Genomic DNA, 25,432 nt, shown 5'->3' on the forward strand with positions numbered 1-25,432 from the left:
CAGGTGACAGCCATTGTCGCATCCGCGGGCCGTTTATTCCATGCCGGATATGTTCCCTGTTTCTTTTTCGCCCCAGCTCTTTCCTTATTGTTAAGCCTTATCGGCGGCCGTACATCATCAGCCCAGCCAGTGCCTTGCGTGCAGGGGAAAATACGTCCAGCAAACCCAGCGACAGGCCCAGCAAGCCTTGCGTGGGGGCGCTGCCCGTGAAGATGCGCGCCATGGTGTCGGTGACGCGCACGGTCAGCCCCCGGTCGGTCTGGCGCAGGCTGGCGTAGCGTTCCAGCCCGGCCGGACTGCCGTCCTGCGCCAGCACGCGGGCCAGCACGGCGGCGTCGCGCAAGCCCAGGTTCAAGCCCTGTCCCGCCACCGGGTGCAGGGTTTGCGCCGCATTGCCGATGGCGACCGTGCGCGCTGTGCCGTTCGCCTGCGCGTTCAGGCCCAGCGGATAGGCCAAGCGTGGCGTCGTATGCGTAAAGCGTCCCAGGCGGCTGCCGAAGGCGGCGCCCAGGCGGGCCAGGAAGGCAGCGTCGTCCAGCGCCAGCAATTGCTCGGCGCGCGTGGGCGGCACGCACCATACGAGCGCGTAGCCGTCGTCCTGCGGCAGCAGGGCCAGCGGGCCTTCGTCGGTGAAGCGCTCATACGCGCGGTGCGCGATGGGAGCACTTGTGCGCACATGGGCGATGATGGCGCTCTGGCCATAGTCGCGGCTGACGGTCCGTTCCGGCTGCTGGCCGAACAGGCCACCCTCGGCTTGCACCAGCAGGCTGGCGCGCAAGCTCGACGCGGCACCGGCCTGGTCGATCTGCACGCTGACGCCATCGCCATCCTCCACGCTGCCTGTCATCAGCGCCGGGCGCAGGCTGGCCACGCCCAGGCGCTCGCATACGTCGGCCAGCGAACTGACGACGGCGCCGTAACGGGCCACATAACCGAGCGCTTCGACGCCATGTTCGCTGCGGTCCATCAGGCTGCGCCCGAACTGGCCGCGGCGCGAGACGTGGATTTGATGGATCGGTGTCGCTTCCACGGGCCAGGCGCCCGCTTCCTCGAGAATCTGGCGGCTGCCGTGCGACAGGGCGATGGTGCGCGGATCGCGCCTCGCTTGTTCGATGGATTTGGCGTCGAGCAGGACGATGCCGGCGGCGCGGCTGCCGCGCTGTACCAGCAGGGCGGCCAGCGCCATGCCGACGGGGCCGGCGCCGCAGATGGCGAGATCGAAAGTGGGCGGTGTATGCATGCGGCGGCGTTAATCCTGTGACATCAGTTGTTCGATTTCAGCGACGCTCTTGGGCGCCGTGCTGAAGACTTCATGGCCTTGCGGCGTGACCAGCACATCGTCTTCGATGCGGATGCCCGTATGCCAGAACTGCTCCGGCACGCCCGCGCCGGGGCGCACATAGATGCCCGGTTCCACCGTCAGCACCATGCCCGCTTCGAGCGCGCGCCACGGCTTGCCGGGGGTATCCGTGTCGCGGTAGGCGCCCACGTCGTGCACGTCCATGCCCAGCCAGTGGCTGGTGCCGTGCATGTAGAAGGGCATATAGCTCTTGTCGGCGATGACGTCCTGCACACCGCCGCTTTTTTGCCGGTCCAGCAAACCGAGGTCCAGCATGCCCTGCGCCAGCACCTGCACGGCCGCTTCGTGGATGGCGCTGTGCGGCAAGCCGGGGCGCACCATGTCCAGCGACGCTTGCTGCGCGGCCAGCACCAGTTCATACAGCGCCCGCTGCGGGCCGCTGAAACGGCCGTTGACGGGCCAGGTACGCGTGATGTCCGAGGCGTAGCCATCGAGTTCGCAGCCGGCGTCGATCAATACCAGCTCGCCGTCTTGCAGGACCGCGTTATTGGCGCTGTAGTGCAGGATGCAGGCGTTGCCGCCGCCGGCCACGATGGAGGAATACGCGGGGAACTGCGCGCCGCTGCGCCGGAATTCGTACAGCAGCTCCGCTTCGAGCGCATATTCGTGCATGCCGGGACGCGTGGCGCGCATGGCGCGCACGTGGGCGGCGCTGGAAATGGCGGCCGCGCGGCGCATCAGGTTTTGTTCTTCCGTGTCTTTCAGCAGGCGCATGGCGTCGAGCATGCCATGGATGTCATGCGCGATGGCGGGCGCCGTGACGCCGCTGCGGGCCTTTTGCCGCACATTGTTTCGCCACACCTTGACCTGTGCATCGAGGCTGCCGCCCAGCGCATGGTAGATGGCGGGGGCGTCGGCCAGCAGGCGTGTCATTTCCACGTCGAGTTCCTCGATGGGGAAGGCGCTGTCAAAACCGAAGCTGGCGCGGGCCGCTTCGGGGCCGTGGCGGAAACCGTCCCAGATTTCGCGCTCCGTGTTCTTGGCGCGGCAAAACAGGATGGCGCGCGCGGGCGCCGTGGCGCTGGCGGCCACCAGGGCCACGGCGCTGTCGGGTTCCGTGAAACCGCTCAGGTAATAGAAATAGCTGTCGTGGCGATATGGATAATCGCAATCGCTGTTGCGCGGCACTTCGGGCGCCGTGGCGAGGATGGCCACGCTGCCCGGCAGCATCTGCGCCAGCAGCGCCGCGCGCCGTGCCGCGTAATTGGCCATCATGCCGCAGGCGCCTTCGCTGCCACGCCATTGAGCGTGTCGAGCTGTGCCGGCGTACCCACATTGGTCCACTCGCCGGTATAGACTTCACCGCCCACGCGGCCCTGGTCCGCATACCGGCGCAGCAAATCTCCGAGTTTGGCGTGGCTGCCGGGCGTGATGCCGTCGAACATTTCAGGACGGTACACGCCGATATTGGCGAAGGTCCACCTGGTGTCGTCCGTATTGTTGATCGCGAACAAGGTCAGGCCGAAGTCGCCCTTCGGGTGGAAGTCGGGATTGGGCACCAGATAGGCCCAGGCGATATCGCGCTGGTCGGCCGGGTACGGCGTGCCCAGCACATCCTTGTCGGCCAGCACGTCGAGCACCTGCTTGAAATCGAAATACGGGCAATAGATGTCGCCGGAAATGGCGAGGAACGGTTCCTCGCCCAGCAAGTGGCGCGCTTGCGCGATGCCGCCCGCCGTTTCCAGCGGCGTGGTCTCGGGCGAATACGCGATGCGCGCGCCGTACGCGCTGCCGTCGCCCACGGTTTCCTCGATCAGATGGCCCAGGTGCGAATGGTTGATGACGATGTCCGTGATGCCGGCGCGCACCAGGTTCAGCACATGCCAGACGATCAGCGGACGGCCGCGCACTTTCAGCAGCGGTTTGGGACAGGTATCGGTAAGCGGACGCATCCGTTCACCGCGGCCTGCGGCAAAGATCATGGCTTTCATGGAATACTCGTTTTCTGATTCATTGTAAATTGCTCTGAAGTGATCAGAAGGTGTAACCGACTTGCGGCGTTTTGTTCTCGAGGGCGTCCAGCAAACGCACCAGCGGCTTGAGTTCCGTATAGCGGTTGGCTGTCTTGCGCACGTAATCGAGCACGGTTGGCAGGTCGCCCATGTACAGATCCTTGCCGTCGCGGTAATTCAGGCGTGCGAACAGGCCGAGGATTTTCAGGTGGCGCTGCAGTGCCGTGAATTCGAAATCGCGGTAGAAGGCGTCGATGTCCGGATTGACTGGCAAGCCCAGCTGTTTGGCGCGCTGCCAGTAGCGGATCACCCAGTCGAGCACCAGTTCCTCATCCCACTGGATATACGCGTCGCGCAGCAGCGAGGCGATGTCGTAGGTGACGGGGCCAAAGACGGCGTCCTGGAAATCGAGGATGCCGGGATTCGGGATGGAACCATCGTTGATGTGCATCAGATTGCGCGAATGGTAGTCGCGGTGCATGAATACTTGCTGCTGCGACAAGATGTTCGCCGTGATGGCTTCGAATACCTTGTCCAGCTGGGTTTGTTGCACATCCGTCAAGGTGGCGCCCAGGTGCTTGCCGATAAACCATTCCGGGAACAGATTCATTTCGCGCAGGATGAAGGCACGGTCGAATTCGGGCAAGACGTCGGGCTGGCTGGCCAGCTGGATTTTCATCAACGATTCCAGCGCTTCGGCGTACAGCACGCTTGCGTTGTCGTGGTTCAGGGCGTCGAGATACGTGGTCGTGCCCAGGTCGGAGAGCAGCAGGAAGCCCTGCTCCAGGTCTTGCGCGATGATCTCGGGCACGGACACGCCGGCGCCTTTCAGCAAGCCGGCCACCTTGACAAAGGCGGGCACGTTTTCGCGCTCGGGCGGCGCATCCATGGCGATCAGTGTACTTCCTGGCAATGTTGTGTTGCCTGGCAGCACATCGAGACGGTAGTAGCGGCGGAAGCTGGCATCGCTGGAAGCGGGGCGGGCGGATTCGGGCGCGACGAGGTTAAGCGAGGTCAACCAGGCTTTCAACAGGGTCAGGCGAGCGTCGGCGGAGGCCGGCGCGGCGGAGGAATTGGGGGAGAATGACATTAAGCGGCCTGTGGAATCGGGTTGATGGTGCAGATTCCCATATAATAAGGGATTCAAATCAAAAAATCGCCTGTCAATGGTGCTTGCCCCTTCCAATTCATGAGCTGGTTTTCGGCCTCCCCCCCTTCGCAGCGCTGGGCTTTCGCCATCAGCGCGCTCGTCGCCGCCACGACGGTGCCTGTCCACGCCCAGAAAGCACCGCGTCCCGTGCATGTGGAAGATCCCGACGCGCCCACCGTCATGACGGCGAACAGCATGAACGGACGACCGGAAAGAGAGATCAATCTCGACCAGAATGTCGTGATTGAGCGCGGAAAAACCACAAAAATGACGGCCGATACAGCTTGTTACAAACAAGTTGAAGATCAGTTCGACGCCGAGGGCCATATCAAGATGTGGCGTTTCGGCGATTACTACACGGGCGACGTCCTGAAGCTGAACATGGAGACCGGCAAGGGTTTCCTGCTCAACCCGACCTATCGCTTCGAAGTGGGCGGCGGCCAGGGCAAGGCCGAGCGCGTCGACTTCATCAATCCAGACGAAGCCACTGTGATCGACGGCACGTACAGTACCTGCGAAGGGCCGAATCCGGACTGGTACCTGAAATCGAGCACCTTGAATCTCGATACGGGCCGCGACGTGGGCACCGGCAGCAAGACCATCATCTATTTCAAGGACGTGCCGATCCTGGGCACGCCGGGCATTTCGTTTTCGCTGTCGGGTGCGCGCCGCTCGGGCTGGCTGGCGCCCACGCCGGGCTTTGCCTCGAAGAACGGCTTCGAGCTGCTGATGCCGTATTACGTGAACATCGCGCCGAACCGCGACCTGACCCTGTTCCCGCGCTACATCCAGCGGCGCGGCATCCAGCTCGGTGCGACGGGCCGCTACATGGGCGAGACGGATGCCGGCTTGTACGGTGGTGAAACGTCGTTTGAGTTCTTGCCTAACGACAAGCAAACCAAGACCAACCGCTACATGATCAAGTCCAAGCATGAGCAGGCGCTGGCCAAGGGCTGGACTTACAGCTGGGATCTGCGCGAGGCGTCCGATAATAATTACCCGAACGATTTCTCGAAAACCGTCGCCTCCGCCACCGAGCGCCAGTTGCTGCGCGAATTGCGCACCGATTACCGCACCGAGGACTGGAGCCTGACGGCGCGCGTGCAGAATTACCAGGTGCTGCAGGATCCCGATCCCAATGTGGTCGTGCCACGCCCGTATGACCGCTTGCCGGCGGTGAACTTCCACGCAGGCAAATACGACGTCTGGGGCGGTTTCGACTGGACCTTCGACGCGGAAGCGACGCGCTTCGCGCATCCGACCCTGGTGCAAGGCTCGCGCCTCGTGGCCGTGCCGCAGGTGAGTTTTCCCATCATGCGCCCTGGCTATTTCATCACGCCCAAGCTGATGCTCAATGCCAGCGCGTATCAGCTCGACAATGACGCACGGACCAAGGCGCTGTTTAAGGACACCTCGTTTACGCGCGCCGTGCCGACCTTCTCGGTCGACAGCGGCCTGGTGTTTGAGCGCGACACGAATCTGTTCGGCGCCAAGGGTGGCACGCAAACCCTGGAGCCGCGCCTGTTCTACGTCTACACGCCGTACCGCGACCAGTCGCAGTTCCCGAACTTCGATACGGCCGATGGCACGTTCAACCTGACGCAGATCTTCACGGAAAACCGTTTTGTCGGCAGCGACCGCATCGGCGACGCCAACCAGGTCACGGCCGCCGTCGTCTCGCGCTTCCTGCAATCGGATGGCACGGAGCGCATGCGCCTGACTTTCGGCCAGCGTTTCTATTTTGCCGACCAGCGTGTACAGCTCAATTCGACGACGCCCGTCAACCAGTCGCGTTCGGATATCCTGCTGGCCGCGACGGGCCGCGTGTCCGAGACTTGGACCGCCGATAGCCTGTTGCAGTACAATCCCAGCGATCGCCGCCTGATGAGCTACAACTACACCTTGCAATATCAGCCAGGGCCGAAGAAGGTATTGAATTTCAGTAACCGTTTTCAGCGTGACGTCCTGCGCAATGCGGAAGTGTCGACGCAATGGCCGTTGACGGACCGGCTGTATGGCGTCGGCCGCATCAGTTACTCCATCAAGGATCGCAGCATGCTGGAAAGCCTGGTCGGCCTGGAATACAAGGGCGACTGCTGGGTGTTCCGCATGGGCGCGCAGCGTTTCGTGACGACGACCAAGACTGTCTCGACGCCGATCTTCTTCCAGCTGGAATTGACGGGCTTGTCGAATGGCCTGGGCCTGGGTGCGAATGGCCTGGAAACTTTTACAAAAACCATCCCTGGTTACCAGACATTGAGCCAGCCACTCCGTTAAGATAGGCTCCGTTGCCGCCGCCGGTGTTCCCGGCGCTGGCACAAACCGGTTTTTTTATTCACCTGAACTCATGAGCGCTCTACACATTATGCGTAATGCCAGTATGCACCAACTCAAAATTGCAACGGTTTTGTTGTGCGCCATTTCCGGCGCCACGACCAGTAGTGTCTGGGCGCAACAGGCTGCGCCAGCTCCTGCGGCCAAGCCCGCTGCTGCTGCCCCAGCGCCGGTCAAGGGATTCACTCCCCCCGCGTCGAGCAGTGGCCAGACCATCGATTCCATCGCCGTCGTCGTCAATGACGATGTGATTACGCGCAATGAAGTGGCGGCCCGTATCAAGAGCGTGGAGCAGCGCATGAAGGCGCAGAACGTGCCCTTGCCGGATCCTGCCGACCTGCGTCGTCAACTGCTCGAGCGCATGATTGTCGAGCGTGCACAAATGCAGCTGGCCAAGGAAATGGGCGTCCGCGTGGATGACCTGACCTTGGACCGCGCGATTGGCCGTATTGCTGAACAGCAAAAGATGACGGTGCAAGAGCTGCGCAACCAGATGGAAAAAGAAGGCACGCCGTTTGCGACCTTCCGCGAAGAAATCCGCGATGAAATCATCATGCAGCGCCTGCGCGAGCACGAAGTCGACGCGAAGATCCAGATTTCCGATTCCGAAGTGGATAACTTCCTGGAAGCGGAAAAGGCGGCCGCCAGCGAACAGGTGGAGCTGAACCTGGCGCAAATTCTCGTGCGCATTCCGGAAAACTCGAGCCCTGAACAAATCGCCGCGCGCCGCGCGCGCGCCGAAGAAGTCAGCCGCCAGCTGCGCACGGGCGCCGATTTCGCCAAGATGGCCGCCAGCTATTCCGACGCCAGCGATGCGCTGAGCGGCGGCGATATCGGCTGGCGCAATAGCGACCGCCTGCCGCCCCTGTTCACGGAGCAATTGCTGAAATTGAAGCCGGGCCAGATCACGCCTATCATCAAGAGCAACACGGGCTTCCATATCCTGAAACTGGTGGACCGCCGCAGCGCTGCCGAGGCGCAAGCCGTCGCCGCCGTGCAGCAGACGCATGCCCGCCACATCCTGCTGAAAGTGACGCCGACCCTGTCGGCGGCCGAAGCCAAGCGTAAATTGCTTGAGCTGAAAGAGCGTCTCGACAACAAGGCTGCCAAGTTCGAAGACCTGGCCCGTTTGTTCTCGAACGACGGCTCCGCGGCCAAGGGCGGCGACCTGGGCTGGCTGTATCCAGGCGACACCGTACCGGAATTCGAAACGGCGATGAATGCGCTGAAACCGGGCGAGGTGAGCGAACCGATCGAATCGAGCTTTGGCTTCCACCTGATCGAAGTGCTGGAACGCAAGAGCGATGACGTCTCGAAAGAGAAGCAGCGCGCTGCCGCACGCAACGCCTTGCGCGAACGCAAGCTGGAAGAAGCGACGGAAAACTGGGCGCGCGAAGTGCGCGACCGTGCCTACGTCGAATTCCGCGCGGACGACCAGTAATGCTGCTGACTGATTGCGCATGAGTAACTTGCCTGTTGCCCGCCGCCCGGCCATCGCCATTACCTGTGGCGAACCGGCCGGTGTCGGCCCGGAAATTTCGATCCGCGCCGCCTGGGCCATGCGGCAGGAGGTCAACTGCATCCTGCTGGGCGACGCCGCCTTCCTGGCGCTGACGGCCAGCCTGATCGACCCGGAGATCCGTCTGGCGGCGCTGTCGCTGCAAGCCGTGCGCAACAGCGGCTTGCCCCAGTTCGGACCCGGCCGCCTGGCCGTGATCGATATTCCCACCGTGAACAATGTCATTCCCGGCGTGCTGGACAAGGAAAACGGGCGTTCCGTGCTCGCCACCCTGGACGCGGCCGTGGAAGGCATCGAAGCCGGCTGGTTTGGCGCCATGGTCACGGCGCCCTTGCAAAAGAGCACGATCAACGACGCCGGCGTGGCTTTTTCCGGCCATACGGAATACCTGGCAGAAAAAACCGGCACGCCGCAAGTGGTGATGATGCTGGCCGGTGAACCCGGCCATGGCGAACCGACCCTGCGCGTGGCGCTGGCCACCACGCATCTGCCGTTGAAGGACGTGTCCGCTGCCATCACCATGGACAGCCTGGCCGTCACCCTCGATATCCTCCAGTCGGACCTGCAACAGAAATTCGGCATCGCCGCGCCGCGCATTCTCGTCACCGGCCTGAACCCGCACGCGGGCGAGGGCGGCTATCTGGGACGCGAGGAAATCGATGTCATCGCTCCGGCGATTGCGGCGGCGCAAGCGCGCGGCATCGATGCGCGCGGACCGTATCCGGCCGACACCCTGTTCCAGCACAAATACCTGGCCGATGCCGACTGCGTGCTGGCCATGTACCACGACCAGGGTTTGCCCGTGCTGAAATACGCGACCTTCGGGCGCGGCATCAATATCACCCTGGGCTTGCCGTTGATACGCACCTCGGTCGACCATGGCACGGCGCTGGACCTGGCCGCGCAAGGGCTGGGGCTGGCCGACAGCCACAGCATGGAGCAAGCGCTGCAAACGGCGCTCGACATGTTGCGCGCCAGCACCCCGACCAGAGCATAGAGCGTAGGTCGGGTTAGCCGGCACGGCGTAACCCGACACTGTCTGCTCAACCGATTCCGCCGGCCTGTGCCGGCTTTACCGCATTAATAGAAAACACATTATGAAACACGTTGCCCGCAAACGCTTTGGCCAGAACTTCCTGCATGACCGCTTCGTCCTCGACGACATCACGGCCGCCATCGGGCCGCAGCCGGACGATGCCATGGTTGAGATCGGCCCCGGCCTGGGCGCCATGACGGAGCAGCTGCTGCGCCATTTGAAGCAGATGCATGTGGTCGAGCTGGACCGCGACCTGATCGTGCGCCTGGAAAAAACGTTCAATCCGGCCAAGCTGACGATCCATTCGGGCGACGCGCTGAAATTCGATTTCGCGCAAATCCCCGTGCCGGCCGGCCAGAAGCTGCGCATCGTGGGCAACTTGCCGTACAACATTTCCAGCCCGCTGCTGTTCCACCTGGCGGACTTCGCGCCGCTGGTGCAGGACCAGCATTTCATGCTGCAAAAGGAAGTGGTCGAACGCATGGTGGCCGAGCCGGGCAGCAAGGCGTATGGCCGCCTGTCCGTGATGCTGCAGTGGCGCTACAAGATGTCGCTGCTGTTCATCGTGCCGCCGACGGCCTTCGATCCGCCGCCGAAAGTGGAATCGGCCATCGTGCGCATGATCCCCGTGGCCGAGCGTCTGGCGTGCGACCAGGCAACGCTGGAAGCCGTCGTCATGAAGGCCTTCTCGCAGCGCCGCAAGGTGATCCGCAACTGCCTGGCCGGGATGTTTACGGAAGAGCAGATCAAGGCGGCCGGCATCGACCCGACCTTGCGTCCGGAAACCGTGGGCTTGGAGCAATACGTGGCTTTGGCGAACTTGCTGAAGGCACCTGCTTAAGTATTAACTTAAAACCACTGGTCGACCTGCTGCAGGTCTTGCCGCAGCGCTGAAAAACAGTCGTCCACATGGTGGTTGCGGCTGATTTCATTGCGCCGCATCAGGGCGATCTTGCGCTTGCACGTGGGTTGGCGCAGGGGCGCCACGTGCAGGTCCTCGTCGTTGAGGAAGGTCGTGTACAGGCTGGGCATGATGCCCACGGCGATGCCGGCGCGTACCACGCCGTACAGCGATTCGCTGTGGATCATCTGGTACAGGCTCGATGGGCTCAAGCCATGCTGGCGCAGCGCGCTCGAGGCGAACTCCCAGATGCTGCCCTTGGTGAACACGACGATTTCCTGGCCCGCCAGCTGGTCCCAGCGCACTTCCTTGAGCGGCGCCAGCGCATGGCGTCCCGCCGTCACCAGCACCAGCTCGTCTTCGAACAGGCCCACGCTTTCCAGCGACACGGAACCGGGCACTTCGATGCCCACGCAAAAGTCCAGCTGGCCCGAATGCAGCGCGTGCAGCAAGCCATCGTTGGGCATGTCCGACAGGACGATTTCCACTTCATCGCCATGCTGCTCGCAGTAGCGCGCCACCACCACGGCCGTCATCGCCATGGCCGACGGGATGGCGCCGATGCGGATGCGGTGCCGGCCGCTGCCGATGGCGCGCTGGATATCGGCAAAGGTATTGCTCGCCGTATTCAATAAATGCGTGGCGTAGTCGAGCGCCAGCTTGCCTTCGCGCGTCAGTTCCAGCTGGTGGGTTGTGCGGTTAAACAACTTTTTTCCCAGTTGGTTTTCCAGCAGCTTGATCGATGCGCTGAGGGCCGGCTGGGTCACGCACAATTCCTGTGCGGCCTTGCTGAAGCTGTTTACCCGGGCTAGGGTGGCAAACGCTTGCAAATGTCGTAAGGAAATTTTCTTGCTCAGTTCATGCATGGGTTTGCTTATTAGAAAAAGTAATGGATTTATAAAAATAAACAAATTTTCTTATCCTGCAATTTACCATATTCTGGACTGGTCCTTACTTGTCTTGAAGGCAACAATCTTCAGAGAAGCGCTTGCCAGGCGGCGCCGGTACTCGCGGCAGCGCGCCACGCAAGGGATGCATCAATAAAATAATTCCAAAAAAACTCAGGGTTTATTCTTTTTAGGGTGGCGGCGATGAACAAATGGATGACGGGAACGATGGTGGTGGGGGGCTTGCTGGCGGCGCACGGCGTGGCGCAGGCGCAAAGCAGCGTGCAAGTGTATGGCTTGCTGTCGGCCGGTATCGGCTATGTATCGGATGAAGGCAAGGGCAGCCGCACGCATGCGCTGAGCGGCACGAATCAGAATCCCCGCATCGGTTTCCGCGGCCAGGAAGACCTGGGTAACGGCACCAAGGCACTCTTCGTGCTGGAAAACGGTTTTAACGTCATGACGGGCACGGCCTCGCAAAGCGGCCGTCTGTTCGGCCGCCAGTCGTATGTGGGGCTGTCCAGCAACGACAAGGGTACCCTGACACTGGGGCGCCAGTACGAAGCCGTCAAGGATCTGCTGGGACCTGTGGTCATCGCCAGTAACGGCGTGCACATCGGCGACAACGACAATGGCTACAACAATCTGCGCGTGCAAAACGCCGTCAAGTATGTGAGCCCGAACATCAGCAACCTGTCGTTCACGGGCTTGTACGGCTTCAGCGAAAACCCGGAAGACTCGAACCGCAACCGCGTCTACAGCATGGGCGCCGGCTACAAGGTCGACGCCTTCAGCTGGGCCGTCGCCTACACCAAGATGGACCGTCCGAACAGCCCCGACGCGCCGAATGGCGCCATCGGCAATGACTATGGCAGCTCCTTGTTGATCTTCAACAAGAGCGCCGTCAAGGGCGCCGGCGTGGACAGCCAGGCCATCGCCGGCACGGGAGGCTTTTATAATGTCGGCAAGACCAAGTTCGGCGCGCTGTACACCAACGTGCGCTACCACTACCTGGATCAGAGCAATCTGACCCTGCAAAACGTGGACTTGAACGTGAACCACAAGCTGACGGAAGCGTTGAACCTGGGCGCCTCGTATTTCTATACCACCGGTAAATATGACGTGATCAACAAGACGCCGAAATGGCATCAGGTCAATTTCCAGGCCGATTACTTCCTGTCCAAGCGCACTGATATCGCCATCACCTGGAGCTACCAGAAAGCGGCCGGCGATGCGACGTTCGCCCGCGTGTTCGGCTTTGGCGCCTCGGGCGGCAAGACGCAAAGCGTCCTGATCGCCGGCATGCGGCATTATTTCTGACTCTGATTCATCTTTACAGGCGCTGTCCCGCAGCGCCGTCCCCTGAAAGGAAGCATCTTGAAAAAGCACCTCATGTTGGCGTTGAGCCTAGGCTTGCTGGCTAACGCCGCTCACGCGGAAAAACGCGAGCTGGTCATTTCGGCCTATCCGATTGCCCAGCCCTTGTTCATGAAGTATGTGTACGAGCCGTTCAAGGCCAAATGCGGTTGCGATATCAAGGTGGAAACGGGGAATAACGCGGACCGCATCGCCAAGCTGGTGGTGCACGCCAAGAATCCGGTGATCGACCTGGTGCTGCTGTCCGATTCCGGCATGCTGGAAGCGGCGCAAAAGGGCGTGATCCAGCCCATGGATTACTCCAAGCTGAGCAATTACAAAGCCTTGTACGACGTGGCGAAAAACCCCATCGGCGGCAACTACGCCGTCGGCTACACCCTGTATTCCGTGGGCCTGGTGTACCGCAGCGACAAGATCGCCCCGCTGACGTCGTGGAAGGACCTGTGGCGCCCCGAACTGAAGGGCCGCGTGGCCTTCCCCGACGTGAGCACCACGCAGGGCCCGTTGATGCTGCGCATGGCCGATGCGGCCTGGGGCGGCAAGACGGACGACTACGCCACCGGCTTTGCGAAGATCGTCGGCATGAAGGGCAACGTCGTCACGTTCTCGAAAAACAGCGCACAACTGGCCGCGCTGTTCGCCCAGGATGAAATCTGGGCCGCGCCCGTGGCGCGCTTTACGTGGTCGCAAATGCTCAAGACGGGCCTGCCCCTGAAATGGAGCATCCCGGCCGAAGGCCAGGCGGCCGGCATGAATGTGATGGGCATCGTCGCCGGTTCGAAGAACGCGGACCTGGCCTACCAGCTGATGGATTTCTGGCTGTCCAAGGAAGTGCAGACGCAGCTGGCGACCAACCTGGTCGACTCGCCCGTCAACAAGGACGTGCGCCTGTCCGTGGCGGCCGCGCAATTCAATACCTATGGCGCCGACCAGATCAATTCGCTGAAATTCGTCAAGCCGGAAACCATCATCAAACAGCGCAGCAACTGGATGACGCAGTGGAACAAGGCCATGAGCAAATAGTGGTGACGAGGAGAGAACACCATGTTTGCTGATCCAAAAAAGCGCCTGGGACTGCTGCTGGTCCTGCCGGCGCTGATCTTCATCGTCGTCTGCTTCCTGCTGCCCGTGCTGGCCTTGCTGGTCGACGCTTTCCGCGTCGGCGACGGCATGCAGTGGGGCGTTGACCGTTTCATCGACTTCTTCTCGCAGGAATTCAACCGCACCATCTTCTGGCGGACCCTGCGCATCGCCGCGCTGGTGACCCTGGCGGCCATCATCCTTGGCTACCCGGCCGCGCAAGCCGTGGCGCGCGTGTCGCCGAAGTGGCGCGGGCTGGTGGTGGGCATGATGATCCTGCCGCTGATGGTCTCGCCGATCGCGCGCACCTACGCCTGGATCGTGCTCCTGGGCCGTAACGGCGCCGTCAACGCGGCACTCGTCAACATGGGCTTCACGGAAGAGCCGCTGCGTCTGCTGTTCAGCGAATTTGCCGTCTTTGTCGGCCTGCTGCAATTGCTGCTGCCGCTGATGCTGATGTCCTTGGCGGGCGCGCTGGAAAACCTGCCGCGCGACGTGGAACCGGCTGCCGCCACCTTGGGCGCCAATCCATGGCAAGTCTTCTGCAAGGTCACCTTGCCGCTGACGCAGGAAGGCCTGGTCGTGGGCGGCACGCTGGTCTTTACAGGCTGCGTGACGGCCTACGTGACGCCGGCCCTGTTGGGCGGCACCAAGGTTCTGATGCTGGAAACGCTGCTGTACCAGAAGGTCAGCGTGGAGAGTGATTTCGGCGCGGCGAATGTCATCGCCGTCATCCTCGTCTGCATGACCCTGCTGGTCAACGCCGGCCTTAAACGTATTTCCTCGAGCCGGAGCTCCGTATGAAAGAAAGCCTTTTTTCACGTGCCGTTTTATGGCTGGTATTCCTGTTCCTGCTGGGGCCTTTCGCTATCGTCGTGCTGGCGGGCTTTTCCGGCGGAGAGACGCTGGCCTTCCCGCCCGAGTCGTACTCGCTGCGCTGGATCATCGAAGTATGGTCGGCGCCCGAGTTCCGCCGTGCCTTCCAGACCAGCCTGGAAATTGGCCTGATCGCGACCGTCATCGCGCTGCTGCTGGGCATACCCGTCGCGTACGCGTTTTCGCGCATGCCGCCACCGGGCATCGGCGCCATCCGCCAGGTGCTGACGTCGCCGCTGATCATTCCCGCCATCCTCGTCGGTCTGGGCTTGCTGCACCACCTGGTGCTGACGATTAACGCGCCCGTCTACGTGGGCCTGCTGATCGGCCACATCGCGCTATTGATTCCGTATTCGGTGCGCGTCGTGTACGCCAGCCTGGTCAACCTGCGCGTGGATATCGAAGATGCCGCCATCACCCTGGGCGCGTCGCGCCTGCGGGCCTTCTTCATGATCGTGCTGCCGAATATCCGCAACGCCGTGATCGCCGCCTTCTTCCTTGCCTTCGTCACCTCGTTCAACCAGGTGCCCGTCTCGCTGTTCCTCACGGGCCCCGGCATCAGCACCTTGCCGATCGAGATGCTGGGCCATATGGAAAACAGCTTCGATCCATCGATCGCTGCCCTGTCGACCTTGCTGGTCTTGTTCACCATGGCCTTCGTGATGGTGACCGAGAAGGTGCTGGGCATTTCTAAATACATGTAAGAGGCAACACACCATGAGTTATCTGGAACTGCACAAGCTGAACCTCGGCTACGCGAAGAACACGACGTCCGTGAAAGACCTGGACTTGCACGTCGAGCAGGGCGAACTGATTTCCCTGCTGGGCCCCAGCGGCTGCGGCAAGACCACCACCATGCGTGCGATTGCCGGCCTGATGCCGCTGCAGTCGGGCCGTATCGTGCTCGACGGCCGCGAGATCGGCAAGCTGGCGCCGAACAAGCGCAATATCGGCATGGTGTTCCAGTCGTACGCGCTGTTCCCGCACCTGAACGTGTACGACAACATCGCCTTTGGGTTGCGCCTGCGCAAGGTCGCGCCGGCCCTGCTGAAAACGAAAGTGGAAGCCGTGATCGCCGCCGTGGGACTGACGGGTTTTGAAACCCGTTTGCCGGTGCAGATGTCGGGCGGCCAGCAGCAGCGCGTGGCGCTGGCGCGCGCCATCGTCGTCGAACCGGCCCTGCTGCTGCTGGACGAACCGCTGTCGAACCTGGACGCCAAGCTGCGCGTGCAGATGCGCGCCGAGCTGCGCCGCATCCAGCGCGAACTGGGCATCACCATGCTGTACGTGACGCATGACCAGGAAGAAGCGCTGGCCCTGTCCGACCGCATCGTCGTCATGAACGGCGGGCGCATCGAGCAGCTGGCCGCGCCGGAAGCCGTGTTCAATACGCCGTCGACGCGCTTCGTTGCCAACTTCATGGGTTTTGAAAACCTGTTCGATTACCGCGACGGCGCGCTGCACCACGCGGGCGCCAGCCTGCCGTACACGTCTCCCGTCGCCGCCGGCACCACGGTGCTGGGCTGGCGTCCGGACAAGGTGCGCGTCTGCGCCGCCGACGACGCGGCAGGTAACTACCCGGGCACCGTGCTGGCACGCGGCTTCCTGGGCGACACCGTCGAATACCTGCTGCAAACGCCGCTGGGCCAGGTCAAGGGCATCTGTGCGGCCGGCGGCGCCGCCTGGCGCGAAGGCACGGCCGTCTCGTTCGTGCTCCCTGCCGACAGCGCCTTGTGGCTGGGTGCCTAACTTCGACTGGAAACCATCATGGACAAACCCTTGAAAAAGATCTGGCTCGATACCGATCCCGGTTTCGACGACTGGCTGACGATGCTGCTCCTGGGCAGCAATCCCGCTATCGAGTGGCTGGGCGTGAGCGTGGTGGCGGGCAATGCGCCCGTCGATATCACCTACGACAACGCCTTGCGCATCAAGGCCCATGACGGCTTGACGGTGCCGATCTACCGCGGCTGCGACCAGCCGCTGGCCGGCGTCATCGAAACGGCGCAGCGCATCCTCGGCGACAGCGGCATGCCGACGACGGGCGAGATCCTGCCGCCCGGCGCGGCCACGGACGCTGCCGGCCACGCCGTCGACGCGCTGATCGCTGCCGTGCGCGCCCACCCTGGCCAGATCACCATCATGGCGATTGCGCCGATGACCAATATCGCAACCGCGCTGGCCAAGGCGCCCGACATCGCGGAAAAAATCGTCGAGATCATTTTGATGGGCGGCTCCACCGACCAGGGCAACCACACGGCGGCGGCCGAATTCAATATCTATGCGGACCCGGAAGCGGCCGCCCAGGTGTTCCAGGCCGGCATCCCGCTGCGCATGTTCGGCTTGAACCTGTGCCGCCAGCTGCTGGTGACGAATGGGGAAGTGCGGCAGCTGCGCGCCATCGGCACGCCGCGCGCGCAGCTTTTGTCCGGCTACCTGGAAGCGTATGTGCGCATCCGCAGCGCCGACGGTTCCGTGCCCATGCCCATGTACGACCCCGTGGTGGCGCTGTATCTGGAAGCGCCGCAGCTGTTCCAGTTCCAGAGCGCCCACGTGGCCATCGAATTGACGGGCGAACTGACGCGCGGTATGACGGTGTGCGAGTTCCGCGTGCCGCGCCGCGCGCCCATCAACACGCAGGTGGCGATGCTGGCCGACGGCCCGGCCGCCATCGCGTTGCTGATGCAGCGCCTGGCCGGCATTCTTGCCTGATCCACTCCATTACGAAACGAGCTTCATGTCTAATTCCCCCCTGAGCATCGAACAGTTTTTACGCGCCATGCCGAAAGTGGAGCTGCATTGCCATTTGTTCGGCACGGTGCGCCAGGCAACTTTCCGCGCGCTGGCGGCCAAGACGCGCAATGTCGTCACGCCCGAGGAAATCGACTCTTTCTACACGCGCGGCGACAAGCCCGTCGGCGTGCTGCGCGTACTGCGCGCGCTCGACGCGCACCTGATCGTCTCGCCGACGGACCTGTATTGCCTCGCCTACGAATACCTGGAAGACGCGCATGGCCACGGCGTGCGCTATGCGGAGTTCTTCTGGAACCCGACCGGCACCGTGCGCGTGTCGGGCATCCGCTATGAATCGGCGCAAGACGCCATCGTTGCCGCCATCCGCGACGCGCAGCGCGACTTCGGCGTGATTGGCCGTTTGATCCCCAGCATCGACCGCGAGGCGGCTCCCGCCGAAGCCGTGCAGATGGTGGAATGGATGAAGGCCTACCGCGCGCCGGAAGTCATCGGCATCGGCATCGACTACCGCGAAAACGACCGCCCGCCGGAACTCTTCATCGAGGCCTATCGCGCCGCGCGCGCAGCCGGCTTCAAATGCACGGCGCATGCGGGCGAATTCGGCATGCCGTGGATGAACGTGGAGACGGCCATCGAACAGCTGCGGGTGGACCGGGTCGACCATGGCTATACGATTGTCGACAATCCGGAACTGGCGCAGCGCTGCGTGGAGCGCGGTCTCGTGTTTACCGTGGTGCCGACCAATTCCTATTATTTGCGCACCCTGGCGCCCGAGCGCTGGGCCCTCGATCACCCGATCCGCGCCATGGCCAAGCTGGGCCTGAAACTGCATCCGAATACGGATGATCCGACCCTGCACCACGTGACGCCGACGGGCGCCTGGATGATGATGCGCGAATTTGGCTTTGGCCTGGACGACATGCGCGGCTTCATGTTGAATGGCCTGGACGCGGCCTGGATAGACGAGTCCACGCGGCGCGACTGGCGCGCGGAGTTTGCGCGCGAATTCGATGCGCTGCGCGCCCGGGTCGCCGAATAAATCAGGCTGATGCTGGCGGCGGTGCCAGCAGCGACGGAAACGCCCGCTGCGGGCAGCTTTGGCGCTCGCACACCTTGCAGCCCGTGCCGATCGGCGTGGCGCTGGAAGGGTCGTGCAGATCGAGTCCCTTCGAATAGATCAAGCGGTGCGCCTGCGAGATGTCGCAGCCCAGCGCCACGGCAAACGTCTTGCCGGGCGCACGGAAGCCAGGCGAGGCCGTGCTGACCTGGCGCGCGATCCACAGATACGTGCAGCCGTCCGGCATGCTGGCCACTTGCGTGAGCACCTGGCCCGGATGGCTGAAGGCGTCGTAGACGATCCACAGCGGGCAGGTGCCGCCCACCCTTGAAAAGTGAAAATCCGTGGCCGACTGGCGCTTCGAGACATTGCCGGCGCGGTCGACGCGCACGAAAAAGAAGGGCAAACCCGCTGCGTCGGGGCGCTGCATGGTGCTCAGGCGGTGGCAGACGGCCTCAAAACCCACGCCGAACTGGTGCGCCAGACGCTCGATATCGTAGGCGCGCGTTTCCGCCGCCTGCAGGAAGCGCTGGTAGGGCATCAGCAGGGCGCCCGCAAAATAATTCGAGAAAGCCAGGCGCGCGCCCGTTTGCGCGGCCGCGCCGGACAATCCCGCCGCCAGCACGAGAGCGTCGATCAGGTCGCTGTGTTCGAGCAGGCTGATTTGCGCCGCCATCTGGAAGGCGCGCTGGCCGCCTGTCAGGGTGTCGGGCAGCCACAGTATCTGTTGCTGGGCGTCGTAGCGGTGCTTGCGCACCATGCCCGCGTCGCCATCGGACAAGCGCACTTCGATACCGTGGCGTTCCAGCAGCCGGCCTTGCAGCGCGTCGAGCGTGCGCAGGGCGGGATCGAATTCGCCGGCCACGAGCTCCGCCGCCCGGTCCAGCTCATCGATATAGTTTTGCCGCCGGTTCAGGTATTCGCGCACTTCCTCGTCCGTGGACGGTGCCGCCGAGCTGGCGCCGCGGCTGCCGTCGTCGAGGCGCGCGGCCAGCGTATCGGCCCGCTCCGCCATCACGCGGTAGCGCCGCTGCAAGAGCAAGATCGAGCGGGCCAGTTCCGGCATGTTTTCCACCAGCATCTTGAGTTCGGCCATCGAGGTGGGCGGCGCGTCGGGCAATTCGCCGAACACGTCGCGCACGTCGGCCACGAGGCTGGCGCTGTCGTGTTCGGAAAAGATTTGCGGATCGACGCCCAGCACCGTGCCGATGCGCAGCAAAATCGGCACCGTCAGCGGGCGCTGGTTGCGCTCCATCTGGTTCAGGTAGCTGGGCGAGATGCCCAGGGACTTGGCCAGCGCCACCTGCGTCATGCGCCGTTCCTCGCGCAGCCGCTGCAGGCGCACACCCATGAAAACCTTTGCCATCGCGTTTCCTCTTCCCCGGTTTGTGGAATCTGCAAATTTACAATCTTTGCAGATTAACAGATTCAGCTTTGCATTATCTCGCATTTTCACGCCTTGTTCGCGGCGGCGATTGTGCGAATAATGCAAACAGACTTATACCCACACAAGGAGACACCGAGTGACCACGCAAAACGCTATTCCGACCGTTCCCCTCTTGATCAACGGCGAGTGGGTTGAATCCCAGACCACCATCTGGCGCGACGTCGTCAACCCCGCCACGCAGGAAGTCCTGGCCAAGGTGCCGTTCGCTACCCCGGACGAAGTCAACGCGGCCATCGCCTCGGCCCAGCGCGCCTTCAAGACCTGGCGCAAGACGCCGATCGGCGCGCGCGCCCGCATTTTCCTCAAATTGCAACAGCTGATCCGCGAAAACATGTCCGACCTGGCCGCCACCCTGACGATGGAACAGGGCAAGACCCTGCTCGACGCGGAAGGCGACGTCTTCCGTGGCCTGGAAGTGGTGGAACACGCGGCCAATATCGGCACCCTGCAAATGGGCGAATACGCGCAAAACGTGGCCGGCGGCGTCGATACCTACAGCGTGATGCAGCCGCTGGGTGTGTGCGCCGGCATTACCCCGTTCAATTTCCCCGCCATGATCCCGCTGTGGATGTTCCCGATGGCAATTGCCTGCGGCAATACTTTCGTGCTGAAACCATCGGAGCAAGACCCGCTCGTGACGGAAAAACTCGTGCGCCTGGCCTTGCAGGCGGGTATTCCTGCCGGCGTGCTGAACGTGATCCACGGCGGCGAAGACGTCGTCAACGCCCTGTGCGACCATCCGGACATCAAGGCGATCTCGTTTGTTGGCTCCAGCAAGGTGGGCACGCATGTGTACCAGCGCGCCAGCCTGAACGGCAAGCGCGCGCAATGCATGATGGGCGCCAAGAACCATGCCGTCGTCTTGCCGGATGCAAATAAAGAACAGACCTTGAACCAGTTGCTGGGTGCGGGTTTCGGCGCGGCCGGCCAGCGCTGCATGGCCGCCTCGGTCGCCGTGCTGGTGGGCGAAGCGCGCGAATGGTTGCCGGAACTGGCCGCCAAGGCGCAAGGCTTGAGCGTCGGTGCGGGCAAGGACAATCCGGACCTCGGTCCCGTCATTTCCTGCGCAGCCAAGGAGCGCGTGCACAGCCTCGTTGCCAAGGGCATCGAACAGGGCGCCGTCTTGACTCTCGATGGCCGCGACGTCAAGGTCGATGGCTACCCGAACGGCAACTTCGTGGGACCGACGATTCTGTCCGGCGTGAAACCCGGCATGGTCGTGTATGACCAGGAAATCTTTGGCCCCGTCCTGATCGTCGTCGAAGTCGATACCCTGGATGAAGCGATTGCTCTCGTGAACGCGAATCCGAACGGCAACGGCACGGCGCTGTTTACGCAAAGCGGCGCGGCCGCGCGTTACTTCCAGGAAGAAATCGACGTGGGCCAGGTCGGCATCAACGTGCCCATTCCTGTGCCCGTTCCCCTGTTCAGCTTTACGGGTTCGCGCGGCTCCAAGCTGGGCGACCTGGGCCCGTTCGGCAAGCAAGTCGTGCTGTTCTACACGCAGACGCAAACGATTACCCAGCGCTGGTTCACGGATGCGGCCTCGGTGGGCAAGGTCAACACGACCATCAGCCTCAAATAAGGAGCTGGCATGGACTTTGAACTGAGCGACGAGCAGCGCGAGTTCCAGCAGGCGGCGCGCGCGTTTGCCGAAGGGGAACTGGCGCCGCATGCGGCCCATTGGGACGCGGAATCGATCTTTCCCGTGGAAACTATCGCCAAGGCGGGCGAGATGGGCTTTTGCGGCTTGTACACGCCGCAGCGCTGGGGCGGCCTGGGCTTGAGCCGCCAGGATGCTGCCATCGTCTTCGAGGAGCTGGCCGGGGGCTGCACCTCGACCACGGCTTACATCACGATCCACAACATGGCCACCTGGATGCTGTCGCGCTGGGGCCAGGAAGCCCTGTGCGACGAATGGGTGCCGGCCCTGGCTGCCGGCCAGAAGCTGGCCAGCTATTGCCTGACGGAACCGCAATCGGGCTCCGACGCGGCGTCCTTGCGCACGAAAGCCGTGAAGGATGGCGATTTCTATGTGCTGGATGGAACCAAGGCCTTCATTTCGGGCGCGGGCCAGACGGACATGCTGATCGTCATGGCGCGCACGGGCGGCGAGGGCGCGGCCGGTATTTCCGCGTTTGCCGTGCCGGCGAATTTGCCCGGCATCGTGTATGGCAAGAAGGAAGAAAAGATGGGCTGGAACAGCCAGCCCACGCGCATCATCAGCTTCGACCAGGTAAGAGTTCCTGTCGGTAACTTGCTGGGCGCGGAAGGCGAAGGCTTTACCATTGCCATGAAGGGCATCGATGGCGGGCGCATCAATATCGCCGTGTGCTCGGTGGGCACGGCGCAGGCGGCCCTCACGCGCGCGCAAGCGTACATGAAGGAGCGCACGCAGTTTGGCCGCGAGCTGGCGCAGTTCCAGGCCCTGCAATTCAAGCTGGCCGACATGCTGACGGAACTGGTGGCGGCGCGCCAGATGGTGCGCCTGGCGGCCTGGAAACTGGACCAGGAAAGCCCGGACGCCACGGCGTACTGCGCCATGGCAAAACGTTTCGCCACGGATGTGGGTTTCAATGTGGCCAACGACGCGCTGCAATTGCACGGCGGCTACGGCTACATCCGCGAGTATCCGCTCGAGCGCCATGTGCGCGACACGCGGGTGCACCAGATCCTGGAAGGGACGAATGAAATCATGCGCCTGATCGTCGCGCGAGCGATTTTGAAAGACGGCGCCACGGAGACCTTACGATGAGCAAAGTGTATACAAATTTACTGCTGGAACGCCGTGGCCACACGGCCCTGGTGACCCTCGATAATCCTCCGGCCCACACGTGGACCCTGGCCAGTCTGAACGGGCTGACGCAGCTGGTAGCCGACCTGAATGCTGATCCCGACGTGTACGCACTCGTGATCACTGGGGGCGGCGCCAAGTTCTTCTCGGCCGGCGCCGACTTGAACGTGTTTGCCGATGGTAACAAGGACACGGCGTTTGCCATGGCCGCCGCGTTTGGCGAGGCGTTCGAGGCATTGTCCGCGTTTCGCGGCGTCAGCATCGCCGCGATCAATGGCTATGCCATGGGCGGCGGGCTCGAATGCGCGCTGGCCTGCGACATCCGTATCGCGGAAGAACACGCGCAGATGGCCTTGCCGGAAGCATCGGTCGGCCTGCTGCCGTGCGCGGGCGGCACGCAGCATTTGCCATGGCTGGTGGGCGAAGGCTGGGCCAAGCGCATGATTTTATGCGGCGAGCGGGTCGATGCGGCCAAGGCCCTGGCCATCGGCCTCGTCGAAGAAGTCGTGCCAACCGGCAAGGCTGCCGCCACGGCGCTGGCCCTGGCCGCCAAGGTGGCGCGCCAGAGCCCCAGCAGCGTGACGGCGTGCAAGACCCTGATCCAGGGCGCGCGCAGCCATCCGCTCGTCAATTCCCTGCCCGATGAACGCACCCTGTTCCTGGGCCTGTTCGATACGCAAGACCAGAAAGAGGGTGTGCAAGCGTTCCTGGAAAAACGTCCGGCGGAGTGGCGCAATGGCTGAAATCTTGGCTGAAAGCACCCTGATTGATACGGTGAAGATCGAGGAGCGCGATTGTCCCGGCGGCATGAAGCTGGGCGTCATCACCCTCGATGCGCCCAAATCCCTGCATGCGCTGACCCTGGACATGATACGCGCCATCGATGGCGCCCTCGTGCGCTGGGCCAGTGACGACGCCATCGCCTGCGTGGTGCTGCACTCGTCGACCGACAAGGCCTTTTGCGCGGGTGGCGACGTGCGCAGCCTGCGTTCGGCAGTTGCCGAGCAACCGGGCGTCGTGCCGAACCCGCAGGCGCTGGCCTTCTTTGCCGAGGAATACCGGCTCGACCACCGCATCCATACGTACGTGAAGCCGCTGCTCGTGTGGGGCGGCGGCATCGTCATGGGTGGCGGCCTGGGTCTGATGGCGGGCGCCAGTCACCGTGTCGTAACGGAAAGCACGCGCATCGCCATGCCGGAAATCACGATCGGCCTGTTCCCGGACGTGGGCGGCAGCTGGTTCCTGGGCCGCATGCCGGGCCGCAGCGGCCTGTTCCTGGGCTTGACGGGCGCGCCGATGAACGCGGCCGACGCCCTGTTCACAGGGCTCGGCGACTATTTCCTGCGCCAGGAAGAGCGCGCCATGGTGCTCGACTCGCTGGCGCTGGCGCAATGGCAAGCCAGCCCGCAGGCGAACGGCGAGCAGCTGGGCCGCTTGCTGCGCGGTTTCTCGGCGCCTGCCTCCATGCTGCCCGTCTCCGAAGTGCGCGCCAACTTCGACGCCATCGCGGCACTGACGCAAGCGCCCACTTTGCCCGAAGTGGTGGCCGCCATTGCCGCGTACGACGGCGATTCGGCCTGGCTGCAAAAGGCGGCCCACTCGCTGGCCAAGGGCGCGCCCAGTTCCGCCGCTTTGGTCTGGGCCATGCGCGACCGCACACGGCACATGAGCTTGGCGCAAGTGTTCCAGCTGGAATTGATCGTGGCCGTGCAATGCTGCGCCCATGCGGACTTCAGCGAAGGCGTGCGCGCCTTGCTGATCGACAAGGACAACGCGCCGCAGTGGCAGCCGGCCAGTCTGGCCGACGTCAGCGACGCGTATCAGAATGAATATTTCGCGGCGCCATGGGATAGCCATCCTTTGCGCGACCTGCATTAAAAGAACAATAGGAGACTTTAAAAAATGCAACATATCGCTTTCATCGGCCTGGGCAACATGGGCGCGCCGATGGCCCGCAACCTGGTGGCCGCCGGCTTCCACGTGTCCGTCTTCGACCTGGCGCCAGCAGCCGTCGCATCCCTCGTTGAAGCGGGCGCCACGGCGGCTGCTTCCGCCAGCGCGGCCGTACAGACGGCCGACGCCGTCATCACCATGCTGCCAGCCAACAAGCACGTGCAGGAGCTGTACCTGGCGGCTGGCGGCGTGCTTGATTCGGCCAAGCCCGGCGCCCTGTTCATCGATTGCAGCACCATCGCGGCCGACGTGGCACGGCAAGTGGCGCAGGCGGCCAGCGAGCGCGGCTTTGCCATGATCGATGCGCCCGTCTCGGGCGGCACGGCGGGCGCGGCGGCCGGCACCCTGACCTTCATCGTCGGCGGCAGCGAAGCGGCCTTGCAGCAGGCGCGTCCATTGCTGGAAAAGATGGGCAAGAACATCTTCCATGCGGGCGAGGCAGGTGCGGGCCAGGTAGCGAAGATTTGCAACAACATGCTGCTGGGGATCTTGATGGCCGGTACGGCCGAAGCGCTGAACCTGGGCGTGGCGCATGGCCTCGATCCGAAAGTGTTGTCCGACATCATGGCCAAGAGCTCGGGGCGCAACTGGACCCTGGAAGTGTACAACCCGTGGCCCGGTGTCATGGACGGCACGCCCGCGTCGCGCAATTACACGGGCGGCTTCGGCACGGCGCTGATGCTGAAAGACCTGGGCCTGGCGCAGCAGTCGGCCCTGTCGGCAAACGCACCCACGCCGTTGGGCGGGCTGGTGCGCCAGTTGTACCAGATGCATGCGCAAGCCGGTTATGCGCAGCAGGATTTCTCCAGCATCGTGCAGATGCTGCAACCCGGGTTGAATAAACCCGCTTGAGGAATTTTGGGCAAAAAAAAGCCCGCTGGTAAAAGCGGGCTAAATCCAATTCTTGGAAGAGTTGGAGGAGACAGATGCATTATGCTGCATCGCCACATATAAC

General features: G+C 63.0%; 22 protein-coding genes. 16 read left to right on the forward strand and 6 right to left on the reverse strand.

The features are described from left to right. Positions 1–97: 97 nt before the first annotated feature. The 4 genes from JAB6_RS11275 to JAB6_RS11290 are packed head-to-tail and all read right to left on the reverse strand — an operon-like array spanning position 98 to position 4,402. Positions 98–1,240: a UbiH/UbiF/VisC/COQ6 family ubiquinone biosynthesis hydroxylase gene (locus JAB6_RS11275; protein ID WP_070302864.1), complete on the reverse strand. Its 1,143-nt coding sequence runs from the start codon at positions 1,238–1,240 to the stop codon at positions 98–100. Positions 1,241–1,249: 9 nt separating this feature from the next. Continuing rightward, positions 1,250–2,572 (reverse strand): Xaa-Pro aminopeptidase, encoded by a 1,323-nt coding sequence (gene pepP / locus JAB6_RS11280; protein ID WP_034747621.1) that lies wholly within the window; start codon positions 2,570–2,572, stop codon positions 1,250–1,252. Beyond that, positions 2,572–3,291 (reverse strand): N-acetylmuramate alpha-1-phosphate uridylyltransferase MurU, encoded by a 720-nt coding sequence (gene murU, locus JAB6_RS11285; protein WP_070302865.1) that lies wholly within the window; start codon positions 3,289–3,291, stop codon positions 2,572–2,574. Before murU ends, pepP begins: the two co-directional genes overlap by 1 nt. A gap of 43 nt (positions 3,292–3,334) precedes the next feature. Further along, positions 3,335–4,402, reverse strand: coding sequence for an aminoglycoside phosphotransferase family protein (locus JAB6_RS11290; RefSeq protein WP_070302866.1), 1,068 nt, complete (start codon positions 4,400–4,402; stop codon positions 3,335–3,337). A 99-nt stretch (positions 4,403–4,501) separates the two neighbouring features. Here JAB6_RS11290 and JAB6_RS11295 point away from each other — a divergent pair, with 99 nt between their 5' ends. From JAB6_RS11295 to rsmA, 4 genes are all read left to right on the forward strand, one after another. After that, complete coding sequence (locus tag JAB6_RS11295) at positions 4,502–6,739, forward strand: LPS-assembly protein LptD (protein WP_070302867.1); 2,238 nt, start codon at positions 4,502–4,504, stop codon at positions 6,737–6,739. Between the two features lie 103 nt (positions 6,740–6,842). After that, positions 6,843–8,237 (forward strand): peptidylprolyl isomerase, encoded by a 1,395-nt coding sequence (locus tag JAB6_RS11300; RefSeq protein WP_254671579.1) that lies wholly within the window; start codon positions 6,843–6,845, stop codon positions 8,235–8,237. Positions 8,238–8,256: 19 nt separating this feature from the next. Further along, the gene (gene pdxA, locus JAB6_RS11305; RefSeq protein WP_070302868.1) at positions 8,257–9,312 is read left to right on the forward strand and encodes a 4-hydroxythreonine-4-phosphate dehydrogenase PdxA; all 1,056 of its coding nucleotides are present in this window, start codon (positions 8,257–8,259) and stop codon (positions 9,310–9,312) included. 100 nt (positions 9,313–9,412) lie between these two features. Continuing rightward, positions 9,413–10,192 (forward strand): 16S rRNA (adenine(1518)-N(6)/adenine(1519)-N(6))-dimethyltransferase RsmA, encoded by a 780-nt coding sequence (rsmA, locus tag JAB6_RS11310; protein ID WP_034745667.1) that lies wholly within the window; start codon positions 9,413–9,415, stop codon positions 10,190–10,192. 8 nt (positions 10,193–10,200) lie between these two features. Here the strand turns inward: rsmA and JAB6_RS11315 are convergent, their stop codons facing one another. Continuing rightward, the gene (locus JAB6_RS11315; protein WP_034745670.1) at positions 10,201–11,118 is read right to left on the reverse strand and encodes a LysR family transcriptional regulator; all 918 of its coding nucleotides are present in this window, start codon (positions 11,116–11,118) and stop codon (positions 10,201–10,203) included. Between the two features lie 225 nt (positions 11,119–11,343). Between JAB6_RS11315 and JAB6_RS11320 the strand changes: the two genes are divergently transcribed. The 7 genes from JAB6_RS11320 to JAB6_RS11350 are packed head-to-tail and all read left to right on the forward strand — an operon-like array spanning position 11,344 to position 18,265. Continuing rightward, positions 11,344–12,459 (forward strand): porin, encoded by a 1,116-nt coding sequence (locus JAB6_RS11320; RefSeq protein WP_254671582.1) that lies wholly within the window; start codon positions 11,344–11,346, stop codon positions 12,457–12,459. A 57-nt stretch (positions 12,460–12,516) separates the two neighbouring features. Beyond that, entirely contained in the window at positions 12,517–13,539 is a 1,023-nt protein-coding gene (locus JAB6_RS11325) for an ABC transporter substrate-binding protein (RefSeq protein WP_034745676.1), read from the forward strand. Between the two features lie 21 nt (positions 13,540–13,560). Continuing rightward, positions 13,561–14,400 (forward strand): ABC transporter permease, encoded by an 840-nt coding sequence (locus JAB6_RS11330; protein WP_034745679.1) that lies wholly within the window; start codon positions 13,561–13,563, stop codon positions 14,398–14,400. After that, a complete protein-coding gene (locus tag JAB6_RS11335) occupies positions 14,397–15,176 on the forward strand; it encodes an ABC transporter permease (protein WP_034745682.1) in 780 nt (259 codons plus the stop codon). The genes JAB6_RS11330 and JAB6_RS11335 overlap by 4 nt, the downstream gene beginning before the upstream one ends. A 13-nt stretch (positions 15,177–15,189) precedes the next feature. Next, positions 15,190–16,221, forward strand: a complete 1,032-nt coding sequence (locus tag JAB6_RS11340) for an ABC transporter ATP-binding protein (protein ID WP_070302870.1) — start codon at positions 15,190–15,192, stop codon at positions 16,219–16,221. 18 nt (positions 16,222–16,239) lie between these two features. Next, a complete protein-coding gene (locus JAB6_RS11345; RefSeq protein WP_254671585.1) occupies positions 16,240–17,184 on the forward strand; it encodes a nucleoside hydrolase in 945 nt (314 codons plus the stop codon). Between the two features lie 25 nt (positions 17,185–17,209). Next, on the forward strand, positions 17,210–18,265 hold the full coding sequence (locus JAB6_RS11350; RefSeq protein ID WP_070303024.1) for an adenosine deaminase: 1,056 nt from the start codon (positions 17,210–17,212) through the stop codon (positions 18,263–18,265). A 1-nt stretch (position 18,266) separates the two neighbouring features. On the opposite strand, the gene JAB6_RS11355 is transcribed toward JAB6_RS11350, so the two are convergent. Next, positions 18,267–19,649: a short-chain fatty acyl-CoA regulator family protein gene (locus JAB6_RS11355; protein WP_070302871.1), complete on the reverse strand. Its 1,383-nt coding sequence runs from the start codon at positions 19,647–19,649 to the stop codon at positions 18,267–18,269. Positions 19,650–19,806: 157 nt separating this feature from the next. Between JAB6_RS11355 and JAB6_RS11360 the strand changes: the two genes are divergently transcribed. Genes JAB6_RS11360 through mmsB form a run of 5 tightly spaced genes read left to right on the forward strand, consistent with a single transcriptional unit; the run spans position 19,807 to position 25,329 of the window. Then, the gene (locus JAB6_RS11360) at positions 19,807–21,315 is read left to right on the forward strand and encodes a CoA-acylating methylmalonate-semialdehyde dehydrogenase (protein ID WP_070302872.1); all 1,509 of its coding nucleotides are present in this window, start codon (positions 19,807–19,809) and stop codon (positions 21,313–21,315) included. Between the two features lie 9 nt (positions 21,316–21,324). After that, entirely contained in the window at positions 21,325–22,485 is a 1,161-nt protein-coding gene (locus JAB6_RS11365; protein WP_034745696.1) for an acyl-CoA dehydrogenase family protein, read from the forward strand. Continuing rightward, entirely contained in the window at positions 22,482–23,267 is a 786-nt protein-coding gene (locus JAB6_RS11370; protein ID WP_034745699.1) for an enoyl-CoA hydratase, read from the forward strand. Before JAB6_RS11365 ends, JAB6_RS11370 begins: the two co-directional genes overlap by 4 nt. After that, positions 23,260–24,402 (forward strand): enoyl-CoA hydratase/isomerase family protein, encoded by a 1,143-nt coding sequence (locus JAB6_RS11375; RefSeq protein WP_083292669.1) that lies wholly within the window; start codon positions 23,260–23,262, stop codon positions 24,400–24,402. The genes JAB6_RS11370 and JAB6_RS11375 overlap by 8 nt, the downstream gene beginning before the upstream one ends. A gap of 24 nt (positions 24,403–24,426) precedes the next feature. Continuing rightward, positions 24,427–25,329, forward strand: coding sequence for a 3-hydroxyisobutyrate dehydrogenase (gene mmsB / locus JAB6_RS11380; protein ID WP_034778800.1), 903 nt, complete (start codon positions 24,427–24,429; stop codon positions 25,327–25,329). Positions 25,330–25,432 lie beyond the last annotated feature (103 nt).

The organism is Janthinobacterium sp. HH104 (assembly GCF_001758715.1).
In the GTDB taxonomy this organism is placed as follows: Bacteria; Pseudomonadota; Gammaproteobacteria; order Burkholderiales; family Burkholderiaceae_D; genus Janthinobacterium; species Janthinobacterium aestuarii.